The sequence below is a fragment of the Ensifer sp. SL37 genome, from assembly GCF_026672675.1.
GTDB classification, from domain to species: domain Bacteria; phylum Pseudomonadota; class Alphaproteobacteria; order Rhizobiales; family Rhizobiaceae; genus Ensifer; species Ensifer adhaerens.
This window is the reverse complement of record NZ_JAPPRN010000006.1, coordinates 3,843,460-3,859,502: the sequence shown is the minus strand read 5'-3', so window position 1 is coordinate 3,859,502 and position 16,043 is coordinate 3,843,460. Positions and strand designations below refer to the sequence as shown.

15 protein-coding genes are annotated in these 16,043 nt (G+C 63.4%); 13 read left to right on the top strand and 2 right to left on the bottom strand.

The window, feature by feature from the left end; all coding sequences use genetic code 11:
• Window positions 1-4 precede the first annotated feature (4 nt).
• From OVA00_RS30950 to OVA00_RS30915, 8 genes are all read left to right on the top strand, one after another.
• Window positions 5-1,342: a pyruvate dehydrogenase complex dihydrolipoamide acetyltransferase gene (locus tag OVA00_RS30950; protein WP_268090260.1), complete on the top strand. Its 1,338-nt coding sequence runs from the start codon at window positions 5-7 to the stop codon at window positions 1,340-1,342.
• Window positions 1,343-1,408: 66 nt separating this feature from the next.
• Entirely contained in the window at window positions 1,409-2,050 is a 642-nt protein-coding gene (locus OVA00_RS30945; protein WP_034795815.1) for an SGNH/GDSL hydrolase family protein, read from the top strand.
• Window positions 2,051-2,052: 2 nt separating this feature from the next.
• The gene (locus OVA00_RS30940; RefSeq protein WP_060582476.1) at window positions 2,053-2,634 is read left to right on the top strand and encodes a GNAT family N-acetyltransferase; all 582 of its coding nucleotides are present in this window, start codon (window positions 2,053-2,055) and stop codon (window positions 2,632-2,634) included.
• A gap of 18 nt (window positions 2,635-2,652) precedes the next feature.
• Entirely contained in the window at window positions 2,653-4,098 is a 1,446-nt protein-coding gene (gene lpdA, locus OVA00_RS30935; RefSeq protein ID WP_268090259.1) for a dihydrolipoyl dehydrogenase, read from the top strand.
• 74 nt (window positions 4,099-4,172) lie between these two features.
• Complete coding sequence (locus OVA00_RS30930; protein ID WP_034795805.1) at window positions 4,173-4,424, top strand: GlsB/YeaQ/YmgE family stress response membrane protein; 252 nt, start codon at window positions 4,173-4,175, stop codon at window positions 4,422-4,424.
• 131 nt (window positions 4,425-4,555) lie between these two features.
• A complete protein-coding gene (gene lipA / locus OVA00_RS30925) occupies window positions 4,556-5,527 on the top strand; it encodes a lipoyl synthase (RefSeq protein ID WP_034795803.1) in 972 nt (323 codons plus the stop codon).
• Between the two features lie 91 nt (window positions 5,528-5,618).
• On the top strand, window positions 5,619-6,209 hold the full coding sequence (locus tag OVA00_RS30920) for an AAA family ATPase (RefSeq protein ID WP_089044599.1): 591 nt from the start codon (window positions 5,619-5,621) through the stop codon (window positions 6,207-6,209).
• Window positions 6,210-6,218: 9 nt separating this feature from the next.
• Complete coding sequence (locus OVA00_RS30915) at window positions 6,219-6,668, top strand: type II toxin-antitoxin system RatA family toxin (protein ID WP_060516918.1); 450 nt, start codon at window positions 6,219-6,221, stop codon at window positions 6,666-6,668.
• On the opposite strand, the gene OVA00_RS30910 is transcribed toward OVA00_RS30915, so the two are convergent.
• Together OVA00_RS30910 and OVA00_RS30905 are read right to left on the bottom strand one after the other, a co-directional pair.
• A complete protein-coding gene (locus OVA00_RS30910; RefSeq protein WP_268090387.1) occupies window positions 6,656-7,153 on the bottom strand; it encodes a CinA family protein in 498 nt (165 codons plus the stop codon). The two genes, OVA00_RS30915 and OVA00_RS30910, sit on opposite strands and share 13 nt — an antisense overlap.
• Window positions 7,153-8,358, bottom strand: a complete 1,206-nt coding sequence (locus OVA00_RS30905) for a bifunctional 2-C-methyl-D-erythritol 4-phosphate cytidylyltransferase/2-C-methyl-D-erythritol 2,4-cyclodiphosphate synthase (RefSeq protein ID WP_176960287.1) — start codon at window positions 8,356-8,358, stop codon at window positions 7,153-7,155. The genes OVA00_RS30910 and OVA00_RS30905 overlap by 1 nt, the downstream gene beginning before the upstream one ends.
• Before the next feature lie 148 nt (window positions 8,359-8,506).
• Here OVA00_RS30905 and dusB point away from each other — a divergent pair, with 148 nt between their 5' ends.
• From dusB to ntrX, 5 genes are all read left to right on the top strand, one after another.
• Window positions 8,507-9,550 carry a tRNA dihydrouridine synthase DusB gene (gene dusB, locus OVA00_RS30900; protein WP_268090258.1) on the top strand — a complete coding sequence of 348 codons (1,044 nt, stop codon included), beginning with the start codon at window positions 8,507-8,509 and terminating at the stop codon, window positions 9,548-9,550.
• Window positions 9,547-10,698 carry a two-component system sensor histidine kinase NtrB gene (locus OVA00_RS30895; RefSeq protein WP_034795779.1) on the top strand — a complete coding sequence of 384 codons (1,152 nt, stop codon included), beginning with the start codon at window positions 9,547-9,549 and terminating at the stop codon, window positions 10,696-10,698. The genes dusB and OVA00_RS30895 overlap by 4 nt, the downstream gene beginning before the upstream one ends.
• Window positions 10,695-12,149 (top strand): nitrogen regulation protein NR(I), encoded by a 1,455-nt coding sequence (ntrC, locus tag OVA00_RS30890; protein ID WP_034795776.1) that lies wholly within the window; start codon window positions 10,695-10,697, stop codon window positions 12,147-12,149. The genes OVA00_RS30895 and ntrC overlap by 4 nt, the downstream gene beginning before the upstream one ends.
• A gap of 221 nt (window positions 12,150-12,370) precedes the next feature.
• Complete coding sequence (locus OVA00_RS30885; protein ID WP_060607418.1) at window positions 12,371-14,641, top strand: sensor histidine kinase NtrY-like; 2,271 nt, start codon at window positions 12,371-12,373, stop codon at window positions 14,639-14,641.
• Window positions 14,631-15,995: a two-component system response regulator NtrX gene (ntrX, locus tag OVA00_RS30880; protein WP_060582471.1), complete on the top strand. Its 1,365-nt coding sequence runs from the start codon at window positions 14,631-14,633 to the stop codon at window positions 15,993-15,995. Before OVA00_RS30885 ends, ntrX begins: the two co-directional genes overlap by 11 nt.
• Window positions 15,996-16,043 lie beyond the last annotated feature (48 nt).

Genomic DNA, 16,043 nt, shown 5'->3' with positions numbered 1-16,043 from the left:
TTCGATGCCTATCAACATCACAATGCCTGCCCTCTCCCCGACGATGGAAGAAGGCAATCTGGCCAAGTGGCTCGTCAAGGAAGGCGACAAGGTCAAGTCCGGTGACGTGATTGCCGAGATCGAGACCGACAAGGCGACGATGGAAGTCGAAGCCGTCGACGAAGGTACCGTTGCCAAGATCGTCGTTCCCGCCGGCACCGATGGCGTCAAGGTCAATGCGCTGATCGCCGTTCTCGCCGCCGATGGCGAGGATGTCGCCGCCGCCGCCAAGGGCGGCAACGGCGCGGCAGCACCGGCACCCGCCGCCAAGGCCGAAGCGCCTGCACCGGCAGCGCCGAGCGCTCCGGCTGCGGCTCCTGCCGCTGCACCGGCTGCAGCCCAGCCGGCCAAGGCCGAGGGCGGCGCCCGCGTCTTCTCCTCGCCGCTCGCACGCCGTCTGGCAAAGGACGCGGGCATTGACCTTTCGGCAATTGCCGGCACCGGTCCTCATGGCCGCGTCGTCAAGAAGGACGTCGAAGCCGCCGTCTCCGGTGGCGCTGCCAAGCCCGCCGCCGCGCCGGCTGCTGGCGCTGCTGCTCCTGCAGCCGCACCGCTTGCCAAGGGCATGTCGGAAGACGCCGTTCTCAAGCTGTTCGAGCCAGGTTCCTACGAACTCGTGCCGCATGACGGCATGCGCAAGACGATCGCCAAGCGTCTCGTCGAATCCAAGCAGACGATCCCGCACTTCTACGTGTCGGTGGACTGCGAACTCGACGCGCTGCTGGCACTGCGTGCGCAGCTCAACGCAGCGGCTCCCGAGCAGGGTGGCAAGCCGGTCTACAAGCTCTCCGTCAACGACATGGTCATCAAGGCCCTGGCGCTGGCACTGCGCGACGTTCCGAACGCGAACGTCTCGTGGACCGAGAGCAACATGGTCAAGCACAAGCACGCCGACGTCGGCGTTGCCGTGTCGATCCCGGGCGGCCTGATCACCCCGATCATCCGCCAGGCGGAACTGAAGAGCCTGTCGGCCATCTCCAACGAGATGAAGGACCTCGGCCAGCGTGCCAAGGACCGCAAGCTGAAGCCCGAAGAATACCAGGGCGGCACGACTGCCGTCTCCAACATGGGCATGATGGGCGTCAAGAACTTCGCCGCCGTCGTCAACCCGCCGCATGCCACGATCCTCGCGGTCGGTGCCGGCGGGGAGCGCGTCGTCGTCAAGAACAAGCAGATGGTCATCGCCAACGTCATGACCGTCACGCTTTCGACCGACCATCGCTGCGTCGATGGCGCGCTCGGTGCCGAACTGCTCGGTGCCTTCAAGCGCTACATCGAAAACCCGATGGGCATGCTGGTCTGAGTTGGATGAGGACCGGCCTTCGGGCCGGTCCGTTCCTTTTCGCGCAGTCGAAGGCGGGCCCGGACGATGAAAACAGTTCTCTGCTATGGCGACAGTCTGACCTGGGGCTACGATGCCACCGATGGCGGTCGACATGCGCTTGCCGATCGCTGGCCGAGTGTCTTGCAGAAGGCGCTGGGGCCGGACGTCCAGGTCATCGCCGAGGGGCTGAACGGCCGCACGACCGCCTACGACGATCACCTCGCCGATTGCGACCGTAACGGTGCGAAGGTGCTGCCGACGCTGCTGCACAGCCACGCGCCGCTCGATCTCATCATTCTTCTTCTCGGCGCAAATGACATGAAGCCGGTGATCCACGGAACCGCCTTCGGCGCCGTCAAGGGCGTCGAGCGGTTGGTCAATCTGGTGCGCCGTCACGATTGGCCGGTTGAGAGTGAGGACGGCCCGGAGATCCTGATCGTGTCGCCGCCGGTGCTTTGCGAAACGGCTGACGCCGGCTTTGCCGCAATGTTCGCAGGCGGCATCGAGCAGTCTTCGATGCTGGCGCCCCTTTACCGCGATCTCGCCGACGAACTCGATTGCGGCTTCTTCGATGCCGGATCAGTGGCGGTGACGACGCCGCTCGATGGCGTGCATCTCGATGCGGAAAACACGCGTGCGATTGGCCGGGGTCTGGAACCGGTCGTGCGGATGATGCTCGGGGTCTGAGAATGGTCGGGGGCGTCACCATACGTCCGGCCGAAAGACGTGAGGCGGCGGAACTCGCCATCCTCGTCGATATCGCCGCGCATGGCTTTGCCTCCTGGCTCTGGTACGGCGCCGTCCAGCATGGGGTGACGGATACGGCTTTTGAGCGCGGGCGCAACAAGCTGCGCGAAGAGCCGGGTCCGGGGAACTGGCGTGATGCGCTGGTTGCCGAGGTCGATGACGAGGTTGCCGGACTGTCGCTCGGCTATGGGGTCGGGCCGGAAGCGGCTGAGATTGTTGCCGGGCACCCGGTTCTCGAGCCCCTGCTGGCGCTGCAGCGGCAGATCGTCGGCCACTGGTTCATAGAGAGCCTGGGCGTCTATCGCCATCAGCGCGGCCGGGGGATCGGCAAGGCGCTTCTGGCAAAGGAATTCGAACGCGCCGGATCGGCGCCGGTGAGCCTGATCACCGAGAGCCACAACGGCAGGGCTCAGGCACTATACAGGGCAAACGGTTTCGGCGAGGCAGCGCGCGCCGAGGCGGTTCCGCTCTTTGAGGAAAGCAAGAAACACGACTGGGTGCTCTTCACCCGCAAGGTCGCTTGAGACAAAGGCAGGAAACACATGGCTGAGAATTACGACGTCATCGTCATCGGTTCGGGTCCGGGGGGCTATATCGCCGCCATTCGTGCGGCACAGTTGGGTCTCAAGACCGCGGTCGTCGAGCGCGAGCATCTGGCCGGCATCTGCTCCAACTGGGGCTGCATCCCGACCAAGGCGCTGCTGCGCTCCGCCGAAGTTCTGCACTACGCCCAGCACCCGGGCAGCTATGGCATCAAGATCGAAGGCACCGTGACGCCGGACCTGAAGGCGATCGTTGCACGCTCGCGCGGCATTGCCGAGCGCATGAACGGCGGCGTCGGCTTCCTGATGAAGAAGAACAAGGTCGATGTGATCTGGGGTGAAGCCAAGCTCACGAAGCCCGGCGAAATCGTCGTCGGCAAGTCGACGAAGCCGGTCGTGCAGCCGCAGGCGCCGCTGCCGAAGAACACGAAGAGCGAGGGCACCTACACCGCCAAGCACATCATCATCGCGACCGGCGCCCGCCCACGCGCGCTGCCGGGCATCGAGCCCGATGGCAAGCTGATCTGGACCTACTTCGAGGCGATGAAGCCTGAGGAAATGCCGAAGTCGCTGCTGGTCATGGGCTCGGGCGCGATCGGCATCGAATTCGCCTCCTTCTACCGCACCATGGGTGTGGACGTGACGGTCGTCGAAGTGATGCCGAACGTGATGCCGGTTGAAGATGCCGAGATTTCGAACATCGCCAAGAAGCAGTTCGAAAAGCAAGGCATGAAGATCCATCTCCAGGCCAAGGTGACGAAGGTCGAGAAGGCTGCCAACTCGATCACCGCCCATGTCGAGATGAAGGACGGCAAGGTCGAGAAGATCACCGCTGACCGCATGATCTCGGCCGTCGGCGTTCAGGGCAACATCGAGAACCTCGGCCTCGAAACGCTCGGGGTCAAAACCGACCGCGGCTGCATCGTCATCGACGGCTACGGCAAGACCAACGTTCCCGGCGTCTACGCGATCGGCGACGTCGCCGGACCGCCGATGCTCGCACACAAGGCCGAGCATGAGGCCGTCATCTGCGTCGAAAAGATCGCTGGCCTGCCGAACGTCCACCCGATGGACAAGCTGAAGATCCCGGGCTGCACCTATTGCCACCCGCAGGTCGCCTCCGTCGGCCTTACGGAAGCCAAGGCCAAGGAACTCGGACGCGACATCCGCGTCGGCCGTTTCCCCTTCGTTGCCAACGGCAAGGCGATCGCGCTCGGCGAGGACCAGGGCATGGTCAAGACGATCTTCGACAAGAAGACCGGCGAACTCTTGGGCGCCCACATGGTCGGTGCGGAAGTCACCGAACTGATCCAGGGCTTCGTCGTCGCGATGAACCTCGAGACGACCGAAGAAGATCTGATGCACACGATCTTCCCGCATCCGACGATCTCCGAGACGATGAAGGAAAGCGTGCTCGACGCCTACGGCCGCGCGCTCAACGCCTGATGGTTTCGGCGCCGGCGTTTTTGGTGTAGCTTTGGCATTGATAATGGGCGCATTTTCAATGCACGGAGACCAAAATGAGCGTGAACGGCGTCGGTATTTTGGCTGCGATCATCGTCGGCGGTTTGGCTGGGTGGCTCGCGGAGAAGTTCATGGGCAGCAGCATGGGGCTGATCATGAACATAGTGCTCGGCATCATCGGTGCAGTGGTGCTGAATTTCGTCCTGGCGGCCTTCGGCATGGCATATGCCGGCTGGGTCGCCTACCTGATCATCGGCTTCATCGGCGCATGCCTGTTGATCGCCGCTGGTCGGGTCGTAAAACGATAGTCTGCCGGGCCTTCTGTGCTTCCGTCGGGCTTCGAAAATAGACGGCCTGACATTTCTGGTCGGGCCGTCTATATAGAGCGAAAATGGGTCGTCCGGCCTGATGCCGGACCCGCCGCGACGAGGAAGACAGTATGGTAACGGTGTTCGATGCCGTCTCTGACCGGGCGCAACGCGTCCGCCACCCGGAAAAGGCCCACAAGCCCGACACGGAAGTGATGCGCAAGCCGGAGTGGATCCGCGTCAAGGCGCCGATGTCCAAGGGCTACCAGGAGACGCGCGAGTTGGTGCGTTCGCACAAGCTCGTGACCGTGTGCGAGGAAGCCGGTTGCCCGAACATCGGCGAATGCTGGGACAAGAAGCACGCCACCTTCATGATCATGGGCGAGATCTGTACCCGCGCCTGCGCCTTCTGCAATGTCGCGACCGGGAAGCCGAATGCGCTCGACATGGAAGAGCCGGCCAACATCGCCAAGGCCGTCAAGCAGATGGGCCTCAGCCACGTCGTCATCACTTCGGTCGACCGTGACGATCTGGAAGATGGCGGCGCCGAACACTTCGAGAAGGTCATCTGGGCGATCCGCGAGGCCTCGCCGACGACCACGATCGAAATCCTGACGCCGGACTTCCTGAAGAAGCCGGGTGCGCTGGAACGCGTCGTTGCCGCCAAGCCTGACGTCTTCAACCACAACATGGAAACGGTTCCCGGCAACTATCTGACGGTCCGCCCGGGTGCGCGCTACTTCCACTCGGTCCGCCTGTTGCAGCGCGTGAAGGAACTGGACCCGACCATGTTCACCAAGTCCGGCATCATGGTCGGCCTCGGCGAAGAGCGCAACGAAGTGCTGCAGTTGATGGACGACCTGAGGACCGCCGATGTCGACTTCCTGACGATCGGCCAATACCTGCAGCCGACGCGCAAGCACCACAAGGTCGAAGCGTTCGTCACGCCCGAGGAGTTCAAGTCCTACGAGACTGTCGCCTACACCAAGGGCTTCCTGATGGTGTCGTCGAGCCCGCTGACGCGCTCGTCGCACCACGCCGGCGACGACTTTGCGCGGCTGCGTGCAGCCCGCGAAAAGAAGCTGGCGGCCGTGGCAGGCTGACGGCTCGGCCGCTCAAAAAATACCGAAACTCCGGCCCCGCGCCGGAGTTTCGCATTGGGTTTCCTTGTTCCCGAGTTCCGCGGGAGTTTCCATGGACCTGCCGTCAAAACCGGCAATCGTCAGCTATGTCGACGATGCCGTTGCCGCCGACCATATTCGCAGTGCCAGGCGTATCCTCGTTGTCGGGTGCTCCGGCGGCGGCAAGTCGACGCTTTCGCAGAAGCTCGCCCGTCAGTTCCAGTTGACCTACATCTCGATCGATCGCGATATCCGGTGGTTGCCGGGTTGGGCAGAGCGTGACCGGGCGGAGCAGCGCCAGCGCATTGTCGAGAGGATCGCCGCCGATCGCTGGGTCATGGATGGCACCGGTCCGTCCACATTCGATATCCGGGTGCCGAGAAGCGACATCGTGATCTGGGTGCGCATGCCGCGGCTTGTCTGCATATGGGGCGTCGTCACCCGCTGGCTGAAACATTTCGGCCGCACCCGCCCGGAGATGGCGCCGGGCTGCATCGAAAAGGTCGATTGGGATTTCCTTCAGTTCATCTGGACGTTTGAGCAGAAGTTTACGCCGCACATCGTCGCAGGTCTGGCGAAGCACGGCCCTGACGTGCCAGTTCTGCAGTTGAAATCGCGGCGCCAGATGCGCAGGCTCCTTGATCTTCTCGGTTCTCCCGCTTAACTCCCCTTTATGCCGCATTTCGAAACCAACCACGTCGTCAAGCACACCGCAGACCAGATGTTCGACCTCGTTGCCGACGTCGAACAGTATCCGCAGTTCCTGCCGCTCTGTGAGGCACTGACGGTACGCTCGCGCAAGGAGCGCGATGGAAAAGTGCTTCTGCTTGCCGATATGACCGTCGGTTACAAGGCGATCCGCGAGACCTTCACGACGCAGGTGCTGCTGAACAAGGCAGAGCGGACGATCGACGTCAAATACATCGACGGGCCGTTCAAATATCTCGACAACCGCTGGCGCTTCGAGCCTTCGGGCGAGGGGCAGTCGATCGTGCACTTCGACATCGACTACGAGTTCAAGAGCCGCATCCTCGGGGCCTTGATGGGCTCGATGTTCGACCGTGCCTTCCGCATGTTCTCCGACGCCTTCGAAAAGCGCGCCGACAGCATCTATTCGGCCTGAGCGATCTGCGTGAGCAGATCGAGTGCGGTGCGGATGGTCGCAAGCCTTATGTTGCTGCGGCCGATATCGCCGTAGCGCATCTCGCGATGCAGCAGCGCGCCGTTTCGCCCTGCCGCAGCGAGATGCACAAGGCCGACAGGCTTTTCAGCCGAACCACCGCTCGGCCCAGCAATGCCGGTGACGGCAACGGCGAAGTCAGCCGCCGAATGCGCGATTGCGCCCTGTGCCATCTCGATCGCCGTCTGCCGCGAGACGGCACCATGGGCGACGAGCGTCGCCGTCTCGACGCCGAGCATTGCGACCTTTGCCTCATTGGAATAGGTGACGAAGCCGCGGTCGAGGACTGCGGACGAGCCGGAGATCTCGGTCAGCGCCCCGGCGATCAGGCCACCAGTGCAGGATTCGGCCGTTGCCACCTTGAGGCCATGTGCCGTGAACTGCGCGATGATCTCACTGGCTTTGACTTCGATGTCGGCGGACCACATCACGAAAGGTTCCCATAGACGACCGTCGCCGTGGCGATCGCGGCGATGCCTTCGTCGCGGCCGACGAAACCAAGGCGTTCGTTGGTCGTTGCCTTGACCGAGCACCGGTCGAGTGAAATCCCCAGCATGTCCGAGAGATTTTCGCGCATCGTCAGGCGGTGCGGCCCGACCTTCGGCGCTTCGGCGATCAGCGAAACGTCTGCATTGGTGATGATGCCGCCGCGCTCGCGCACGATTTTGGCCGCGTGCTCCAGGAAGATGCGCGACGGCGCGCCCTTCCATTGCGGGTCGGACGGCGGGAAATGGTCGCCGATGTCACCGGCGCCGCAGGTGGCAAGCAATGCGTCGGTCAGCGCATGCAGCGCTACGTCGGCATCGGAATGGCCGGAAAGTTTCTTGGTGTGCGCAATGAAGACGCCACAGAGCGTGACGCCGTCGCCCTCGACGAGCTGGTGCACGTCGTAGCCGTTGCCAGTGCGCACATCGGGCAGGGGGGTGCGCTTGAGTTTTTCGTCGGCCATGGCGATATCCCTTTTCAGCGTAAGCTTGACGTTGTCGACGGCGCCTTCGACGAGCACGACCTTGAGGCCGGCCCATTCGGCGATCGACGCGTCGTCGGTAAAATCCGTGCGGCCGCTTCTCGCCGCCTCCCGGTGAGCGGCAAGAATGGCCTGGAGATCGAATGTCTGAGGCGTCTGCGCGCCGTAGAGGCCGTCGCGCGGCACGGTTTCCGTGACCGTGCCATCTTTGCCGGCACGCTTCAGCGTGTCTGCGACGGCGACCGCCGGCAGTACGGCCCTGACGTCCTCACTCAATGCCGCAACGCACCGCGACAGCAGCGCGTGATCGGCAAAGGGGCGCACCGCATCGTGGATCATCACGCGGCGCGCGCCGATGTCGGCCAGGGCTTCGAGGCCGGCGAGCACCGATATTTGCCGGGTCGCGCCGCCGTGGACGATGATCACATCCTCGGCCACCGAGCGTTTGCGTGCGGCGTTAAACAGCGCCTCGTCGTCCGGATGGATGACGACGACGATCGGACCGGCGCCCGGCCATGTCGCGAAAGTGTCAAGCGTATGGGCGATAACGGGGCGGTCGCCGATGGTTCGGTACTGCTTCGGGCCCTCGGCGGATTGCCCGGCGCGTTCGCCGCGTCCTGCCGCAACGATAACCACGCCGCACTTGAACTGTTCTTGAGGCTGCATTTTCTGTATGAGGTCCCGCATTCGCCGATCTTCGCCGTGATGTACCGCGAAGGGTCGTGCTTTGCCAGCTGAGCTTAGAATTTTGCGCGCCGCGCCGAAATCGCTTGGCAAGTCCGAGAACAATGTCTAAAAATAGTGCAGGAACAACATGTGCCTGAAAGATATGCATTTGCCAATTCCGGCTCTTTCGTCTCCGCTTCGCATCGGATCCATCGAAATCCGCAACAGAGTTGCGCTCGCGCCGATGTCCGGCGTCACCGATCTCCCATTCCGGCGGCTTACCTGGCGCTTCGGTGCGGGTTTCGTCGTGACTGAAATGGTGGCGAGCCGTGAACTGGTCGGCAATGCCCAGGAATCCTGGGCGCGGCTGAAGAACTCCGGGATCGAGCCGCACATCGTCCAGCTTGCGGGCCGTGAGGCCCATTGGATGGCGGAGGCCGCGAAGATCGCTGCCGACAATGGCGCCGACATCATCGACATCAATATGGGCTGCCCGGCAAAGAAGGTGACGGGCGGTTACTCCGGTTCGGCCCTGATGCGCGACCCCGATCACGCTTTGTCGCTGGTTGAGGCGACCGTCAACGCCGTCGATGTGCCCGTGACGCTGAAGATGCGGCTCGGCTGGGATGAAAACTCGATCAATGCGCCGCTGATTGCCAAGCGCGCCGAAGAGGCGGGCGTGAAGGCAATTACCGTGCACGGCCGCACGCGCATGCAGTTCTACAACGGCAAGGCGGATTGGGATGCGATCCGATTGGTCCGCGACGTCGTTACCGTGCCGCTGGTCGCCAATGGTGACGTGGAGACGGTCGCCGATGCGGAAAAGATTCTCCGCCGATCGGGCGCGGACGCCGTCATGGCCGGCCGGTCCTCGCAGGGGCGCCCGTGGCACGTCGGGCTTCTCGCCGGGGCGGTCACGCATCCGTCAGCGGCGGAGGTCGCCGATATCTTTGCGGAGCACTACGAGATGATGCTCGAATTCTATGGCGTTGAGGTCGGCCTCCGGCATGCCCGCAAGCATGTCGCCTGGTATCTCGATCGCGCCGCCCCTGACCTTGCGGGTCCGGAAAAGGCAGCAATCCTGACATCGACCGATGCCCGTTTCGTCCGCGACAGAGCCCGTGCGGCGATGCTCGACGCCGCCTCGAGTAAGCCGGAAGGCGAGGCGGTCGCAGAAGGAATTGCCGCATGACCGAGAAACCGAGCATGCCGGATGCCGTCGCCAACGGTCTGTCGATGGCGGTTCTGAACGCCATCCAGAACCCGGTGATCATGGTGGACGCCAAGGGTCTCGTCGCCTTTGCCAACTGGGAGGCCGAATCGTTTTTCGGCGCCAGCGCCAACCACCTGGCGCGCCATGACATCAGCGCCTTCATTCCCTTTGGTAGTCCGCTGCTGACGCTGATCGAGCAGGTGCGCGAGCGCAAGGCGCCGGTCAACGAGTATCGCGTCGACCTGAGTTCGCCGCGCCTTGGGGCCGACAAGCTCGTCGATCTCTATGTCGCCCCTGTACTGTCCGAGCCGGGTGCGGTCGTCGTGGTCTTCCAGGAGCGTTCGATGGCCGACAAGATCGACCGGCAGCTGACGCATCGCGGCGCTGCCCGTTCGGTGACCGGTCTCGCCTCGATGCTGGCGCATGAAATCAAGAACCCACTCTCAGGCATCCGCGGTGCTGCGCAACTGCTGGAGACCTCCGCCAACGACGAGGACCGCGCGCTGACGCGGCTGATCTGCGACGAGACCGACCGCATCGTTTCGCTGGTCGATCGCATGGAGGTGTTTTCCGACGAGCGCCCCGTCGATCGCGTGCCGCTGAACATCCATTCGGTGCTCGACCACGTGAAGGCGATCGCCAAGGCCGGCTTCGCCCGCCACATCAAGTTCGCGGAGCACTACGATCCGTCGCTGCCGCCCGTCTATGCCAACCGCGATCAGCTGGTTCAGGTGTTCCTGAACCTGATCAAGAATGCGGCCGAAGCGATCGGCGAACGCCACGACGGCGAAATCCTGCTGACGACCGCCTACCGGCCGGGCATTCGCCTGTCGGTTGCCGGGACGCGCGAGAAGATCTCGCTGCCGCTGGAATTCTGCGTGCACGACAATGGCCCAGGCGTCCCTCAGGACCTGCTGCCGCTCTTGTTTGACCCCTTCATCACCACCAAGACCAATGGTTCAGGCCTGGGTCTCGCTCTGGTTGCCAAGATCATCGGCGGCCATGGCGGGATCGTCGAATGCGACAGCCAGCAGAACCGCACCACCTTCCGCGTGCTGATGCCTGCCTCCAAGGGCCAGGCCGCGGATGACGACGACATGCCGATGACAAAAGGAAACCTTGCATGACCGGTGCCACGATCCTCGTCGCGGATGACGATGCCGCCATTCGCACCGTGCTGAACCAGGCGCTCAGCCGCGCCGGCTACGATGTCCGCATCACCTCCAACGCGGCGACGCTGTGGCGCTGGATTGCGGCGGGCGATGGCGATCTGGTCGTGACCGACGTGGTGATGCCGGACGAAAACGCCTTCGATCTTCTCCCGCGCATCAAGAAGGCGCGCCCCGACCTGCCGGTGCTGGTCATGAGCGCCCAGAACACATTCATGACGGCGATCAAGGCCTCGGAGAAGGGCGCCTACGACTATCTGCCGAAGCCTTTCGACCTGACCGAGTTGATCGGCATCATCGGCCGGGCGCTGTCGGAGCCGAAGCGCCGGCCGGCAAAGCTCGACGACGACACCCAGGACGGCATGCCGCTGGTCGGCCGCTCGGCTGCGATGCAGGAAATCTACCGGGTGCTGGCGCGCCTGATGCAGACCGACCTGACCCTGATGATTACCGGAGAGTCCGGCACCGGCAAGGAGCTTGTTGCACGCGCGCTGCACGACTATGGCAAGCGCCGCAACGGCCCTTTCGTGGCGATCAACATGGCGGCGATCCCGCGCGACCTGATCGAATCGGAACTGTTCGGCCACGAGAAGGGCGCCTTTACCGGTGCGCAGATGCGCTCGACCGGGCGTTTCGAGCAGGCCGAAGGCGGAACGCTCTTCCTCGACGAAATCGGCGACATGCCGATGGACGCGCAGACGCGTCTTCTACGGGTCTTGCAGCAGGGGGAATATACGACCGTCGGCGGCCGCACGCCGATCCGCTCCGACGTGCGTATTGTCGCGGCAACCAACAAGGACCTGAAGCAGTCGATCAATCAGGGCCTGTTCCGCGAAGACCTCTACTATCGTCTGAACGTCGTGCCGCTGCGGTTGCCGCCGCTGCGCGACCGTGCCGAGGACATTCCGGACCTCGTGCGCCACTTCGTCCAGCAAGCGGAAAAGGAAGGCTTGGACGTCAAGCGCTTCGACCATGAGGCGCTGGAGCTGATGAAGGCGCACCCCTGGCCGGGCAACGTTCGCGAGCTGGAGAACCTGGTGCGGCGCCTGACGGCACTTTATCCACAGGATGTCATCAGCCGCGAGATCATCGAAAACGAGCTTCGCTCCGAGATCCCGGATAGCCCGATCGAGAAGGCGGCGGCGCGTCCGGGCTCGCTGACGATTTCGCAGGCGGTCGAAGAAAATATGCGCCAGTATTTCGCAAGCTTTGGCGAGGCCTTGCCTCCGGCCGGCCTTTACGACCGGGTACTTGCGGAAATGGAGTATCCGCTGATCCTCGCAGCGCTCACCGCCACCCGCGGCAACCAGATCAAGGCGGCCGATCTGCTCGGCCTCAACCGCAACACGCTGCGCAAGAAGATCCGCGAGCTCGGTGTTTCGGTCTATCGCAGCTCACGCAGCGCTTGACTTGGTCGCACCCACCGTTGCATTTTCGCCACAATGCGTTGCTTGAACGGATAACGGCCGCCGAATCGCGCGTCGTTGCCGTCCTGTTCAATCGATTTGACCCAATCGATTGACGGGGGTGCAGCGCGGCAGCCCATCTGGGTGGTGAGGTCAACCTTTGACCCGAGAATGCAAGCAAGAGATGCCGTCGCCGGCCGGCGACGGTTGGGGGAACGCTTTTCATGGTGGACGCAATGGCCTTGCCGCTGGGCACAGATGAGGGACTGGCGGCGCAGGATCGCCGTGGCTCCTTTGCCCTGCCGGGCCTGATGTTGGCAACCGGCGCGCTGATCTGTGCGACCGTCTCCCTGCTCGTGCTTCTCGGCCTGACGCCAATCAAGCTCGAACGAAATATCGTCATCGCCTGTGCGGCGATCAACAGCCTCTTCGTCGTCGGCCTCATCTATCTGATCGCCCGTGAAATCCTGCGTCTCCTGCGCGCCCGCCATAAAGGCCGTGCCGCAGCGCGACTGCACGTGCGCATCGTCGCGCTGTTTTCAATCGTGGCGATCACGCCAGCGGTTCTCGTCGCGATCTTTGCCAGCATCACGCTCGATGTCGGCCTTGACCGCTGGTTTTCGCTCCGAACCCAGGCGATCGTCCGCTCCTCGATCAACGTGGCGCAGGCCTATGTGCTCGAGAATGCCAGCTATCTCCAGGGCCAGACCGTGTCGATGGCGAACGACCTCGAGCGCAACCGTCAGCTCTACAGCCTCGACCGCACGGGCTTTGCCGAGCTGATGACCCGCCAGGCTCGCGGACGCGGTATGCTGGGCGCCTTTCTTGTGCGTGCCGACGGCAGCCCCATCGTGCAGGCCAACATCTCGACCGATCGGCCGCTGCCGGCGATCCCGCCGGATGCGTTGAAGAGTTCCGTCTCTGGCCAGCCGACCCTGATCCCGCCGGGGATCACCAACCTTGTCGGCGCGGTGATCCCGCTCGACGACATCCCGGGCACCTTCCTCTACACGGTTCGCAACGTCGATCCGGAGGTGATGCGCTCGCTCCGGCTGATGGAGGAGAACACCGCCGAGTACAAGATGCTCGAGGCCGGGCGAACGTTCACCCAGATTGCCTTCGGTGTCCTCTATCTCGGTTTTGCCCTCATCGTACTGCTTGCCGCGATCTGGACCGCGATCGCAGTCGCTGACCGGATTGTCCGGCCCATCCGCCAGCTGATCGGTGCCGCCGACAGCGTCGCTTCCGGTAATCTCGATGTCGTCGTGCCGGTGCGCGCCGTCGATGGCGACGTCGGTAATCTGTCACGAACCTTCAACAAGATGGTTTCTGAGATCCGCAGCCAGCAGGAGCAGATCCTGGAGGCCAAGGACGAAGTCGACCACCGCCGCCGCTTCATCGAGGCGGTTCTGTCGGGCGTGACCGCGGCTGTCATCGGCGTCGGTCGTGACCGCCAGATCACCATTGCCAATCCGTCGTCCGAAGATTTCCTGAAGAAGGCCGCGCCGGATCTTCTCGGTGCCGATCTCAGGCAGGTCGCGCCCGAGATCGAGGAGGTCCTGGTCGAGGCCGAAGGGCGCCATCGCAATGATTACCGCAAGCAGATCAACGTCATGCGCGGCGGAACTGAGCGCACGCTGAATGTTCAGGTGACGCGCGAAGAGGGCGGCGAGGCGAACGAATCCTACGTCATCACCATCGACGACATCACCGATCTCGTCATCGCCCAGCGCTCGACCGCCTGGGCGGACGTGGCGCGCCGCATCGCGCACGAGATCAAGAACCCGCTGACGCCGATCCAGCTTTCCGCCGAGCGCCTGAAGCGGCGCTACGGCAAACAGATCAATCAGGACGACAAGGCCGTTTTCGACCAGTGCACGGACACCATCGTGCGCCAGGTGGAGGACATCGGACGCATGGTGGACGAGTTCTCGGCCTTCGCGCGCATGCCGAAGCCGACAAAGGAACGGGCGGATCTTCGCGCGATCCTGAAGGATGCAGTGTTCCTGCGCGAAATGGGCAACAACCACATCAACTTCGTGCGCGATCTTGGCGAGGAGCCGCTTGAGGGCTCGTTCGACGGGCGCATGCTCGGTCAGGCCTTCGGCAACATCGTCAAGAATGCCGTGGAATCGATCGAGGCGGTGCCGGCAGATGCGGTCCGCGGCCAGCCTGTCGTCGTGGCGCGTGCGCGAACCGATGCGGCGACCGGCCAGTTCGTGGTCGACATCATCGACAACGGCAAGGGTCTGCCCACGGAAAACCGGCACCGTATTCTGGAGCCATACATGACGATGCGCGAGAAGGGCACGGGCCTGGGTCTCGCCATCGTCAAGAAGATCATCGAGGACCATGGCGGACAATTGGAATTGCACGACGCGCCTGCCGAATACGACGGCGGTGTCGGGGCGATGATCCGCGTGATCCTGCCGCCTGCCGGAGAAACCGGGGGCGAAGAGAGTTTGAAGGATAAGGGTGCGAGCGATGGCCGCTGATATTCTGGTTGTGGACGATGAGGAAGATATCCGCGAGATCGTGTCGGGTATCCTGTCCGACGAGGGGCACGAAACGCGCACCGCCTTCGACAGCGACAGCGCGCTGGCGGCGATCAGCGATCGCGTGCCGCGGCTGGTCTTCCTCGACATCTGGATGCAGGGAAGCCGCCTCGACGGCCTGGCGCTGCTCGACGAGATCAAGGGGCGGCACCCGGATCTTCCGGTTGTCATGATTTCCGGTCACGGCAACATCGAGACCGCGGTCAACGCCATCAAGCGCGGCGCCTATGATTTCATCGAGAAGCCCTTCAAGGCCGACCGTCTGATCCTGATCGCCGAACGGGCGCTGGAAAATTCCAAGCTCAAGCGCGAAGTCTCGGAGCTGAAGAAGAAGTCCGGCGATCCGGTCGAGCTGATCGGCACGTCCGTTGCCGTCTCGCAGCTTCGCCAGACGGTCGAAAAGGTCGCGCCGACCAACAGCCGCATCATGATCCAGGGGCCCTCGGGTTCCGGTAAGGAATTGGTCGCGCGTATGATCCACCGCAAGTCGACGCGATCGACGGGCCCCTTCGTGGCGCTGAACGCAGCGGCGATCACGCCGGACCGAATGGAAATCGCGCTCTTCGGGACCGAGGGCACGCCGGGCCAGCCGCGCCGCACGGGCGCGCTCGAGGAAGCCCATGGCGGCATCCTTTATCTCGACGAGATCGGCGAAATGCCGCGCGAGACGCAGAACAAGATCCTGCGCGTGCTCGTCGACCAGCAGTTCGAGCGTGTCGGCGGCACCAAACGCGTGAAGGTCGACGTCCGGATCATCTCGTCGACGGCCTACAATCTCGAAAACATGATCTCCGAGGGGCTCTTCCGCGAAGACCTGTTCCACCGGCTGGCAGTCATTCCGGTTCGTGTTCCGGCACTGGCCGAGCGGCGTGAAGACATTCCGTTCCTCGTCGACATGTTCATGCGCCAGGTCAGCGAGCAGGCGGGCATCCGTCCGCGCAAGATTGGCGACGACGCGCTGGCGGTGCTGCAGGCGCATGACTGGCCGGGCAACATCCGCCAGCTTCGCAACAACATCGAGCGGCTGATGATCCTTGCCCGCAGCGACGGTCCGGATACGCCGATCTCGGCCGACATGCTGCCGACCGAAGTGGGTGACACCCTGCCGAAGATTTCGGCCCAGGGCGACCAGCACATCATGACCTTGCCGTTGCGCGAGGCTCGCGAAATGTTCGAACGTGATTATCTGATCGCGCAGATCAACCGATTCGGCGGCAATATTTCGCGCACGGCGGAGTTTGTCGGTATGGAGCGGTCGGCGCTGCATCGGAAGCTGAAGTCGCTGGGCGTCTGAACCGGAATTTCCGGCCAACCCGCCCGCGCTCGCATGTGAAAGAACGAC